This is a genomic window from Pseudomonas sp. EA_65y_Pfl1_P113 (assembly GCF_963970525.1).
GTDB lineage: Bacteria > Pseudomonadota > Gammaproteobacteria > Pseudomonadales > Pseudomonadaceae > Aquipseudomonas > Aquipseudomonas tritici.
Window position 1 is genome coordinate 110666 of the sequence record NZ_CAXAQM010000019.1, and the last position, 10314, is coordinate 120979.

Genomic DNA, 10314 nt, shown 5'->3' on the forward strand with positions numbered 1-10314 from the left:
TGATGCTCCTTTTCAGGTCAGTGGTAGTAGTCGGGGCCACGCAGGTTGATGTGCTCTTCGGGCAGCAGTGGCAGGTTTTGCTGGGTCAGCGGCAGCCGTTCCAAGCCTTGGCGCAGGATCGATTCGAGGCTTTTGTAACTGCATGCGCCCAGCGCCAGCGCACGCTGGCAAGCGGCTTCCAGCCGCTCTTCGCCGTGCTGTTTGCTCAGGCGCAGGATGCCCAGGCAGGCGCGGAAGCCGTGCTGCGGATGGATTCGGCGTTCGAGGATGTGGGCGATGACGCCAGCCGTGTTCGGGCCGGTCTGCTCGGCCCAGCGGATCAGCCGTTGCGGTGTCCACTCGGCATGTTCGCGGTGGCTCTTGGGCATGTGCTCGGTTTGGGTGGTGTGGCGGCCTTTATGTGCCGAGCGCAGATGGCTGGCCACGCGCTGATTGGCGTGGAAGCATTCAACGGTCTGCGCCGTCAGCCGCACTTCGAGTTGGTGCTTCACCAGCTGATACGGCACCGAGTAGTAATGGCCGTCGACCTCGACGTGGTAGTCGATGTGTACTCGTACCTTTTTCCATTCGGCGTAGACGTACGGGTGTTCCGGCAGCGGTTGCAGCGCGGGTTGGTCGATGGTCTCGAAGACCGACCGGCGTGAGCCGGGCAGCTTCTTGAAGGGTTTCTGATTGAGTCGATCCAGCAGCAGTCCAATTGCCGTGTTGAGTTCGCCCAGCGAGAAGAACTGGCGGTTGCGCAGCACTGCCAGGATCCAGCGCTCGACCACTTGCACGCCGACTTCGACCTTGGCTTTGTCCCGAGGCTTGCGGGATCTGGCAGGCAATACGGCCACGCCGTAATGCTCGGCCAGGTCGCGGTAACTGGGATTGATGTCAGGCTCGTAACGATGCGCTTTGGTAACGCCGCTGCGCAGATTGTCCGGTACCAGGATCTGCGATGTACCGCCGAAAAAGGCGAAGCAGCGCACGTGCGAGCCCAGCCAGTCGGGCAGTTTCTGCGACCAGGTGGCCTCGGCAAAGGTGTAGCTGGACGCGCCGAGGACGGCGACGAAGATCTGCGTTTGGCGGATCTCGCCGGTTCGCCGATCAATGACTGGCACGGTCTGGCCAGCGTAATCGACAAACAGCTTTTCGCCGGCACGGTGTTCCTGGCGCATGACCACGTCGACCTTGGCGGCCCAGAGGCGGTAATGCTCGCAGAACCAGCTGTACTGGAAGCCTTGCGGATGGCTGAGTCGATACTCTTGCCAAAGCAGGGCCAGGGTGACGCCGGGACGGCGCAGTTCGGCATGGACATGAGCCCAGTCCGGCATCGGACGTTGATCGCTGGGAACCGTCGGCGCTGGCGGGAACAGACAGCGTTCCAGTTCGGCATCCGACAACGCCGTCGGCCAGGTCAGCCCGCAAGCGTTGAAGCGATGCAGGTAGTTGCCGGCGCTGCCACTGCTGATGCGAAGGCTGGTGGCGATCTTGCGCACGGACAGGCCGGCATCGAACTTTAGGCGTAGTACCTCTCGGATTTTACGCATGGATATACGCTCCACGACGACCTCTTCGCTTCGAGAAAAGAGGTCGATGGTAGTGAATAATCCTGCGTCGCTGCCTGCCTGAGCATGGGTTGGGTCAGTGGAAAATCACTGTCCAAATGCTCGTGGAATCAGTGTCCAAGTGACCGTGGAATGAGTGTCCAAGTCAGCGTGGAATCACTGTCCAAGTGTTCGTGGAATGGGTGTCCAAGTGCGCGTGGAATCCGCAGTCAGGGACTTCATTGCTTGTTCAACGATCGGATCGGCAATGAGCTTGATCGCGGGGGCGGCAGACTTGCCAGGTTTTGTGGGCTTGCCCAGCACTTGGGGTGACCAGGTTCTATTCCAGTTTTCAATTGCATCGGGCGTCCATGGTACAGCCACGACAGCTACCAGGTTTTGCAGCGAATCGATTTTGTCCATCATCTCCTGGCCTGCAAAGATGGCTATCAGCACCGATGGTTTTGAAACCCATTTCAAGGTCTTCATCGTTTCGCAGCGCATCTGGGCGCCGCTAGGCAATGTCACAGGCACTCCTTTGACTAGCTTCGTGTGAATCGTCGCCCCTAGCGCCTCATGGAGGGCGCCAGAGGTGAGTGATGCCTTGGCAGGTACCAGGAAAATGACTTCGAGCGTGCCGGAGGTTTCGCAGAGACGGTCTGCAACCTTGACACCTGCCAAGACGTGCACAGGGCTCTGATTGGTATCGGGCAGGAGTAGCCGTTGTACGTTGGGCATGCAGTCGTCCTTGTCAAAATGGTCGTCACGGGCGTGAGCCGGATCAGGGTTTCGAAGCTTGTCTCGCTTCATCTGATAGATCAAGTGATGGAGTTGAATGCACATTGGTTGGTGCTGGCTGAATGGTCGAACTCAGACGCCCCATGCAGGCCGTTCTGGGCTCGTGGTTTAATTCACATCTTGGCTAAAGGCAGCGGATACACCAATCGAATAGACACGTCATTTTCAAGAAGGAGCTTGTTTTGGTTCAAACTGTGGTTGTAGAGCGCATTTTTTGCGTAGTGGACAGGTGCCTGAAAAGCCAGTTTCCTGACGATTATTACAAGCGTTGCTTGTACGCGTCGTTCGGCATTCATAGTCTCCTTCAGGCCATGGGGTACAGCCCTGCGGTAGTGGGGGGGAACTTCTTAGCCTTCGTCGTCTCGCGTGATCAGCGCCAAGCGTCAATGCAAGGGTACGGATCCGAGTCTGGTGAGCACTCACACTATTGGGTGGAACTCGATGGCTCGATCATCGACCTTGGTACTCACTATTTACCGGTCGGATCGAGTTTCCTAGCCTCAGAAATGCCCGCATTGTTTTGGGACTCGGCATACCGCATGCCCAAGGGGCTGAGGTACGCCCCGGAGGCCCGCTATGCCGCTCCAGAATTAGGGCATCTTGAACCGCATATCATCGAGAAGATGGAGCCATTCCTGGTTGCCTGCCATGCGCGGATTGGGCAGGCTCTGGTCAAGCCGAAACTTGGCAAGTGGTTGGTGACATCACCTTCTTCGATTAAGAATGCGGCGATTAAAGGCGACCCATGGGCACGTGCTGTGATGCGATACGAGTCCATGCCGGCTGAGCCGCTGCCTTTTTGAAGCGCTATCCCTCGGGGGCACTTTTGCGGTTGAGCAGGTTGTCGAGGAAGGTGGCGTTCAAAACCTCCAACCAGTCGATCGGCACCAATTGAATCCAGCTCAGGGCCTGCAAAAGCGACACCAGGCCGGCCGACTCTACGCACAGGGGCGAGCGGAATTTCGTATCGTAGAAGAGTGCTGAGTGAATACCATCCGCACCCATGTTCATGGTGTGGGTTGCGATGTGGTTACTCCCTAAAATCAGTAGGTCTGGAGTGTGCTCTCCTCTGACGTTGTGAACAGCAACGTCAGGTGAGTAATGGCGTGCAAACACTGCGCAGAAGGGTTGGTTCTTGAGCGAGTCTCTGGCACTCCCATTGTAAGTCGGCCCGTTTGCTTCATATTCAGGGTTGGAAAGACCACGGCGGGTGAGTATCAGTTTTTTCACCGCTTGGGCCTGAGTGATGGCCTTTTCCAACACAGTAGCGTCCGTGATGGAGTGCTTGCACTCGATGTAGGCATACACGGCATCCACAGGGATTCGCTCTTTCACGGGAAACTGACGGCTCATACCCGAGCGCAGAGTAGGGCTAGACATCTTGTCGTAAATGATCAGGTCGTCACCGGCCTTGTCACCATTTTTAGCTACGACAAACCCTCGGCAAACGCCGTACTTCGCCGGAAGGATTTCCTCTAGCAAAGCGCAGATGGCGACCTCGAATTCACCCCCTAGGTAAAAGTTGTAAATCGCCTCAATGTCCTGCAGACGTGCCTCGACCTTCCTCGCCAACCTCTCGATGTACCCATCATACGAGCTAATTGATCTCCCTCCACTGACAGGATGCGTGCCTGCATGTTTGCCGCATGCCCGGGCAGTGACGTACCGCTATTGGTACATCACGATGGACGAAAACGCGCCTGCGTCTGAGAAAGCGAGTCGTCATATCGTGGCGGACGAACCGTTCTGGGAAGTCGTGGGCCACCGGCCTGTATCGCATTCTGATGGGGTCAAGCGCAAGATAGTGGCTCGGTAATCCTGGCCACGCTTCGTCTGTTAGGAGAGGGGAGGGGGAACGGCTTGATCGCTGTATCCTTTCATCCTTTCTCACCCCAGGTGATATATATCCCCAGCCCCCCCATCGTTTGATGCAACCACGCTACGCTCTGGAGGTATCCAGCTCGTCAAAAGGCCGGATAGCCCGTGCGTTATCGAGCCAGTCCTCAGGGTCTTCAAGTTTCTCTCTGACGTAGTCGCCGTCGCGATTTCGGTAGCCGAAGGCTAGGTACCGCAGATTTTCACGGAGGATCATGTAAGCCGCCGTGACCCTAGCCTGGCAGGCATACTCTGCTCCATCGAAGACGGGGGCGAGCAGTCCCATCCTGGCCAGCGTGAGTTCAGTTTGCTCTCGCACAAACTCGACGAAAAGCTGCTGTGGGTCTGCCGCCTCTGCTTTGAGTTCTTTGGGCCGACCATCTTCATGTTCCAGACCGTAGAGGTAAGCTGTTTCCTGAGATTCCACAAACAATACATCCTTGAAAACCCGACATGCTCCTCCAGGCTCGCAAGCCTTTATGTCAGCGAGCCAAAGCTCGTCATGCTGGGAGTCTGGGAAACGCCCTGCGAAACGCGGGTATGAGGCTGAGTAGATGGTGGCTGGTGTAATGCTGTCCCGCATAATTGCGCTCCAAAAAATGCCGTCGAGTGTCGTCCGTCATCGAGTGTAGTCACTAATGGTGACTTTCAATGACGACTATTCTGGCCATGGACTTGGGCGTTGAGGTGTAGGCTGGGATCTGACTTGTCACGAACGGGGAGTTTTAATGGCAAGCTGGGAGTTCGCTTCCGGGGCTTTGCGGGCTTGAAGCTTCGAGCAGAACTGCCCATTCGCTCTGCGCAATATAGGAGATAAGCCATGCCTCTCGGGTACGACCCAAATGCCCCCAAACAGGCACTCAATCTTTTCGTCAACGGTGACCTATTGGACAGAGCAGTGGAATTGGATCTGAACCTCTCCGCCGTCTTAGAAAACGCCATAGCTGAAGCTGTCGTCCGATCTCATGAGAGTGAGCAGGGCCTTGCAGAAAACCGAGACGACATACTGGACGAATCCGTGTATCAGATTGACCCGAATGTACTGACCGCAGCTATTGGTGTTTTCGGTAACGCCACTCACGCGAAAAAATGGCTGACCACCCCATCGCGAGCGCTAGACAACATGCGCCCAGCAGAGGCCGATACTCAAGAAGTCATAGATTTGATACGCCGCATAGATAACGGCTTTGGTACCTAGGTTCTGTACGAAATCCTTTGAAACCGCCGTCACCGCACCTGAACACTGATATTCGGTAAAGTTCGCGCCCATCGAAGGCAGGAGGCCACGATGGTGAAACGGTACGAAATTCCCGATGCAGCCTGGGAGCTAGTTGCTGACCTCTTTGAACAACCCCGGCGCAATGGTCGGCCGAGAGCCGATGATCGTTTGATGCTCAATGGCGTGCTCTGGGTGCTTTGCTCAGGCGCCGCATGGCGCGACATGCCCGAGCGCTTCGGGCCCTGGTCAACGGTCTATCAACGGTTTCGGGATTGGCGTAACCAAGGAACGTTCGACCTGATGCTCAGGCGGCTGCACATTAAGCTGAACGAGCAAGGATTGATCGACCTGGAAACATGGATGATCGATTCCACAGCTATACGCGCAACCCGAGCTTCATCAGGCGCCGGGAAAAAAGGGGGCCTGATGAACCTTCAGACCATGCGCTAGGCCGCAGTCGCGGAGGCCTGACGACCAAGATTCATATACTTTGCGACGCCAACGGCATACCGCTGCGTTTTCTACTTTCGGGCGGACAAGCGAGTGATATCTCGTATGCCCAGCCATTGCTCGATGAAGCCTATATCCCCAGTTTGCGCGGTCGTCCTCGCAAACGATGTCGCTGGCTTTTGGCCGACAAAGGCTACGATGCTGAGGCTCTGCGTCGCTACTGTGACCGTTACCGGATGCAGCCGGTAATCCCTCTGCGATCCATGAAACGCAAACCCAAGCCCGGTTTGCCTCGTTTGTTTGATCGGCCAAAATACCGGCAGCGCAACATCATCGAGCGCATGTTCGGCTGGCTGAAAGAAAACCGCCGCATCGTCACACGCTTCGACAAGCTCGCGAAAAGTTATGCAGCGATGGTCTCGTTAGCTTGTGCTATGCGGTGTTTGCGACATTACTTTTCGTACAGTGCCTAGCAAATAGCGTCAGATCTGGCGGCTGTCAGAATGCCCGAAATCACCTCAGCCCCACATCTTGCTCAAAGCTCATGCCAATGCCGCTGAACGGTGGATCTTGGGAGCCCCAGTTCTTTCGCTGCCTCAACCTGCGTCAGCCCCTGACTTTTGAGCTTCTGCACATTCGCACGCGTAGCGGCAGCGCGAATGCTCGTTGGGTGTGTGCTATCTACGGTCGCTGCAGACGCCGGTGGAATCTGATCAGCCAACCCAAGAACTTCCAATTCTTTGATTGCCTGCATCAGCACAGTCTTGGGCGAGTCCTGAGAGTCAGAAGCTGTGGCAACGGCTATCAGAGCGGAGGGGGAAAGATCGAGCATATAGGCTAGGTCTGCTGCCACCTTGAGCGTTGGAGTGGTCTTCCCGTTTTCCAGTTGGCTGATATGCGACGCAGCCACCGTGCTGCTGAGATCCTTCTGCGTCAAACCTTTGGCCAGGCGGATGACGCGTAGCGCGGCGGCGAAACCAGTTTGAATCGACATTAGGTCTTCTCAAAAGGAGACGGTATGCCTCGTTTGCCTGTGCCCGAACAAATCTATATATTAAGTCGTATGGGTGTTACGTTGCCTTCACGGTTAGCTCCTGGCATGCGGCACAGAACGGCGTTTCAGCAACATGCCTGCGAGGGCCGCCAAGGCCCGTGGTGGCGCTCCCTCACAGGGTCGTGCTGAGGCGCAATTAAGACTCAAATCGCTTTACGTACAGGGTAGACACAAAGGAAAGCCAGGATGTCAGAGCTGAAAAAAGTAACTGTCACTGTTAAGAATTTCGAGTCCAGCTCAGCTGACGACTATGCGCGTCTTTACAAAAAAGTTCGTCTTTTGGATCTGTCTGGTAAGAACATTTATTTTAAGAATCTAATCATTCCAAAATACCTTGAACGCCGAGGTGCGTTTGCACAGGACGTTTCGAGAACTTGGTATTTAAAAAACGTTCATGGTTCTGCAGTGGTATTGGTAGCGTTTGAAGCCCAAAACGGTACTGTTGAATATGATCTTGATGAGGTTCGCAACTTGTCCCGCAGGGGCTTCTGGTGGGGAGTTCTGATTGGGATTGCCGCAATCCCTGCCGGATGCATTGTCGCCATTGCAACGTATGGGCTCGGACTGGCCTTGATTCCCTTGTTTTTGTATCAAGCGTATATGCAGGTCATCAGGATTCCGTCTCGGTTGAGCCATAAGCAATTGCTTCAGGACTTTTCTCAACACGGCATTAGGGGTGGCGAGGGTTGGTCTCGCTAGATGGTTTAGTCGCGACGGGCGCTTATGGGCTTGCCTACCGCTAAAGAGCACGCTGATCACAGTCAGCCTACTCCGAGCTTCAATATAGCGATAAACCATCAATTGGAAGATCCATGCAGAACCGTCAAGAGACAGGTTCTGGGGGCGACGAGAAATGCCGACCCGGCCCGGTTCTTGGGAGATAAGGGTTCCCCAATGAAGATTTTGATTTACTCGGATTTGCACAACGAATTTGACTGCTTCGCCCCACCCGATATCGACGTTGACTTAGTGATCTTGGCTGGGGATATCGATCTCCTGCACCGAGGGGTGAGGTGGGCAAATGACGCGTTCACAAGTGATGTGATTTATTGCAGCGGTAATCACGAGTTCTATAAGGGCCATCTCATCCGTACTCGCGAGAAAATGGAGGCAGCAGCGGCCCCGCATGTCCATGTCCTGGACAACCAAGTCTGGACGTCGGGCGGTGTCCGATTTCTTGTTGCGACCGCTTGGACTGATTTCTCTGGAACAGGTGATGTGATGGCTGCTTCCAGTGCATGCGTTCGGGAGCTGAATGACTTTCGAATGATCCGCACGGGTAGCGAATACCGTCGCATCCGGCCAGCGGATCTCATTGAGAAAAACCGAACAGCTTACGAGTTTTTGCGCGAGCAGCTTGCGATTCCATATGCCGGCAAGACGGTAGTCATCACTCATCATTGCCCCATCCCAGAGGCCTCTGGGGCAGAGCATTCTGGACATTTGAGTGCCGGCTATTTCAACCGCTGGCACCAGTTAGTTGATCAGTCCGACGTCTGGATTTTTGGGCATACCCACTATGCGATCGATCAATTTTTTGGGCAGTGCCGGCTAATCTCGAACCCTCGGGGATATCCGTCCGAAGAAACGGGGTTTGACCCTAGCAAAATTCTGGAGATTTAAAGTGCCAAAAGTAGCGAGGAGTCCGGCGGGTGACGTAACTCCCATCCCTCTACAAGTCATTGCAGCGAAGCGAATCAAGTGGGGCGTTGTCATCGATGCGTACCTTACCGATGTCGCGAGGGTTGGGGCGCGATACTCGGCTATGGCTTTTTCGGATCGGGCAGGTCTGATTGAGGACGGAGAGACCGTCGCCACTCCGCCGGCCAAGACCGTCGCTGAACAGCATGGCTTCGTATTGCTCCAGAGCCTCAGTGGCCATGATCATTACGTCGTCGTGAACTGGCTCGAAGCCGATCAGGCCAGCAACCATGCCAGTCTATGAAATGATCCGGATCACGGGTCTTGGGGAGGTTTATGGCGGGCATGTATGCTCCTGGATTAAGCTATCGCGCTTGCTCGCTGCCGATTGATTTCCGGATCAAACCTATGATTGTCGATGCTTGTTTCTGAGCGGATCTGGGGCTTTCTGCGCATTCCACGCCATCCGGCCACCCAGTCCACCAACATCCGGCCACCCTTTCCACGCTCATCCGGCCAGGCAGTCGGAGCGCAGCGACGCAGGTTTGCATTGTTAGTCTGAAGTCCCTGTCGTCGTCAATTTCGTTGCGCGTCTGCGCATCGATTCGCCCTTCAGTTCGATCCGATAAGCGTTGTGCACCAGCCGGTCGAGGATCGCGTCGCCCAAGGTCGGATCGCCGATCAGCGCGTGCCATTTGTCCACTGGCATCTGGCTGGTCACTAGCGTCGAGCGGTTGCCGTAGCGGTCGTCCAGCAGTTCAAGCATGTCGCGCCGTTGCGCAGCGGTAAACGGTGCCAAGCCCCAGTCGTCCAGGATCAGCAGGTCAGTCTTGGCGTAGCCGGCCATCAATTTGGCGAAGCGACCGTCGCCGTGGGCCAGGCCCAGTTCCTCCATCAAGCGCGGCAGCCGCAAGTAGCGCACGCTGTAGCCGTCCCGGCAGGCCTTGTGGGCCAGCGCGCAGGCGAGCCAGGTTTTGCCTACCCCCGTTGGGCCGCCGATGATCAGGTTTAGGCCGTCGCGCAGCCATTGGCCGCTGCCCAGTTGCAGGATCAAGGCCTTGTCCAGGCCACGTGGACTTCGGTAATCGATGTCTTCCAGACAGGCGTTGTGGCGCAGTCGTGCCAGTTTCAGGCGGCTGCTCAGACGCGTGTTTTCACGTTCAGTCAGCTCGCGGTCGACGATCAGACCGAGGCGTTCGTCAAAGCTGAGATCGTTGATTTCAGGCGTTGCGTCTTGTTCGCCAAGCGCCTTGATCATGCCGTGCAGGCGCAGGGTTTGCAGCTTGTCGAGTGTCGGGTTGGGCAGCATTTTGGTGCTCCTTTTTCAGGTCAGTGGTAGTAGCTAGGGCCGCGCAGGTTGATGTGTTCGTCGGGCAGTAGCGGCAGGTTTTGCTGGGACAGCGGTAGCTTTTCCAGCCCTTGGCGCAGGATCGATTCGAGGCTTTTGTAGCTGCACGCGCCCAGTGCCAGCGCTCGCTGGCAAGCGGCTTCCAGCCGCTCTTCGCCGTGCTGTTTGCTCAGGCGCAGGATGCCCAGGCAGGCGCGGAAGCCTTGCTGCGGATGGATCCGGCGTTCGAGGATGTAGGCGATGACGCCGGCCGTATTCGGGCCTGTCTGCTCTGCCCAGTGGATCAGTCGCTGCGGCGTCCATTCGGCATGTTCGCGGTGACTTTTGGGCATGTGCTCGGTTTGGGTGGTGTGGCGGCCTTTGTGCGGCGAGCGCAGATGGCTGGCCACCCGCTGGTTGG

12 protein-coding genes and 1 pseudogene are annotated in these 10314 nt (G+C 56.3%); 5 read left to right on the forward strand and 8 right to left on the reverse strand.

The window, feature by feature from the left end:
- Nucleotides 1-17 precede the first annotated feature (17 nt).
- On the reverse strand, nucleotides 18-1532 hold the full coding sequence (gene istA / locus AACY52_RS18245; RefSeq protein WP_339437759.1) for an IS21 family transposase: 1515 nt from the start codon (nucleotides 1530-1532) through the stop codon (nucleotides 18-20).
- Nucleotides 1533-1706: 174 nt separating this feature from the next.
- Complete coding sequence (locus tag AACY52_RS18250) at nucleotides 1707-2267, reverse strand: hypothetical protein (RefSeq protein ID WP_339560675.1); 561 nt, start codon at nucleotides 2265-2267, stop codon at nucleotides 1707-1709.
- Nucleotides 2268-2509: 242 nt separating this feature from the next.
- On the opposite strand from AACY52_RS18250, the gene AACY52_RS18255 reads away from it, so the two are divergent.
- Entirely contained in the window at nucleotides 2510-3130 is a 621-nt protein-coding gene (locus AACY52_RS18255) for a hypothetical protein (RefSeq protein WP_339560676.1), read from the forward strand.
- A 4-nt stretch (nucleotides 3131-3134) separates the two neighbouring features.
- Here the strand turns inward: AACY52_RS18255 and AACY52_RS18260 are convergent, their stop codons facing one another.
- Both AACY52_RS18260 and AACY52_RS18265 read right to left on the reverse strand, forming a co-directional pair.
- On the reverse strand, nucleotides 3135-3899 hold the full coding sequence (locus AACY52_RS18260; RefSeq protein ID WP_339560677.1) for a DUF6602 domain-containing protein: 765 nt from the start codon (nucleotides 3897-3899) through the stop codon (nucleotides 3135-3137).
- 367 nt (nucleotides 3900-4266) lie between these two features.
- A complete protein-coding gene (locus AACY52_RS18265) occupies nucleotides 4267-4629 on the reverse strand; it encodes a hypothetical protein (RefSeq protein ID WP_339560678.1) in 363 nt (120 codons plus the stop codon).
- 393 nt (nucleotides 4630-5022) lie between these two features.
- Here AACY52_RS18265 and AACY52_RS18270 point away from each other — a divergent pair, with 393 nt between their 5' ends.
- Entirely contained in the window at nucleotides 5023-5400 is a 378-nt protein-coding gene (locus AACY52_RS18270; RefSeq protein WP_339560679.1) for a type II toxin-antitoxin system CcdA family antitoxin, read from the forward strand.
- 90 nt (nucleotides 5401-5490) lie between these two features.
- A protein-coding gene (locus AACY52_RS18275) for an IS5 family transposase (protein ID WP_339560680.1) occupies nucleotides 5491-6344 on the forward strand; the annotation gives its coding sequence in 2 pieces (ribosomal slippage) (nucleotides 5491-5832 and nucleotides 5835-6344; 852 coding nt in all).
- Nucleotides 6345-6406: 62 nt separating this feature from the next.
- Here the strand turns inward: AACY52_RS18275 and AACY52_RS18280 are convergent.
- The gene (locus tag AACY52_RS18280) at nucleotides 6407-6865 is read right to left on the reverse strand and encodes a helix-turn-helix domain-containing protein (protein ID WP_339560681.1); all 459 of its coding nucleotides are present in this window, start codon (nucleotides 6863-6865) and stop codon (nucleotides 6407-6409) included.
- A 246-nt stretch (nucleotides 6866-7111) separates the two neighbouring features.
- On the opposite strand from AACY52_RS18280, the gene AACY52_RS18285 reads away from it, so the two are divergent.
- Nucleotides 7112-7624, forward strand: a complete 513-nt coding sequence (locus AACY52_RS18285) for a hypothetical protein (protein ID WP_339560682.1) — start codon at nucleotides 7112-7114, stop codon at nucleotides 7622-7624.
- Between the two features lie 195 nt (nucleotides 7625-7819).
- A complete protein-coding gene (locus AACY52_RS18290) occupies nucleotides 7820-8548 on the forward strand; it encodes a metallophosphoesterase (protein WP_339560683.1) in 729 nt (242 codons plus the stop codon).
- A gap of 49 nt (nucleotides 8549-8597) precedes the next feature.
- Here the strand turns inward: AACY52_RS18290 and AACY52_RS18295 are convergent, their stop codons facing one another.
- From AACY52_RS18295 to AACY52_RS18305, 3 genes and pseudogenes are all read right to left on the reverse strand, one after another.
- Nucleotides 8598-8858, reverse strand: coding sequence for a hypothetical protein (locus AACY52_RS18295; RefSeq protein WP_339560684.1), 261 nt, complete (start codon nucleotides 8856-8858; stop codon nucleotides 8598-8600).
- A 261-nt stretch (nucleotides 8859-9119) separates the two neighbouring features.
- A complete protein-coding gene (gene istB / locus AACY52_RS18300; RefSeq protein WP_169907418.1) occupies nucleotides 9120-9875 on the reverse strand; it encodes an IS21-like element ISPre4 family helper ATPase IstB in 756 nt (251 codons plus the stop codon).
- A gap of 20 nt (nucleotides 9876-9895) precedes the next feature.
- A pseudogene (locus AACY52_RS18305) lies at nucleotides 9896-10314 on the reverse strand (IS21 family transposase); the annotation flags it as partial.

What these genes read in the sequence shown, in the direction of transcription:
- istA (WP_339437759.1), bottom strand. Translation starts at nt 1,532, where the DNA reads ATGCGTAAAATCCGAGAGGTACTACGCCTAAAGTTCGATGCCGGCCTG.
- AACY52_RS18250 (WP_339560675.1), bottom strand. Translation starts at nt 2,267, where the DNA reads ATGCCCAACGTACAACGGCTACTCCTGCCCGATACCAATCAGAGCCCT.
- AACY52_RS18270 (WP_339560679.1), top strand. Translation starts at nt 5,023, where the DNA reads ATGCCTCTCGGGTACGACCCAAATGCCCCCAAACAGGCACTCAATCTT.
- AACY52_RS18280 (WP_339560681.1), bottom strand. Translation starts at nt 6,865, where the DNA reads ATGTCGATTCAAACTGGTTTCGCCGCCGCGCTACGCGTCATCCGCCTG.
- AACY52_RS18285 (WP_339560682.1), top strand. Translation starts at nt 7,112, where the DNA reads ATGTCAGAGCTGAAAAAAGTAACTGTCACTGTTAAGAATTTCGAGTCC.
- AACY52_RS18290 (WP_339560683.1), top strand. Translation starts at nt 7,820, where the DNA reads ATGAAGATTTTGATTTACTCGGATTTGCACAACGAATTTGACTGCTTC.
- AACY52_RS18295 (WP_339560684.1), bottom strand. Translation starts at nt 8,858, where the DNA reads ATGGTTGCTGGCCTGATCGGCTTCGAGCCAGTTCACGACGACGTAATG.
- istB (WP_169907418.1), bottom strand. Translation starts at nt 9,875, where the DNA reads ATGCTGCCCAACCCGACACTCGACAAGCTGCAAACCCTGCGCCTGCAC.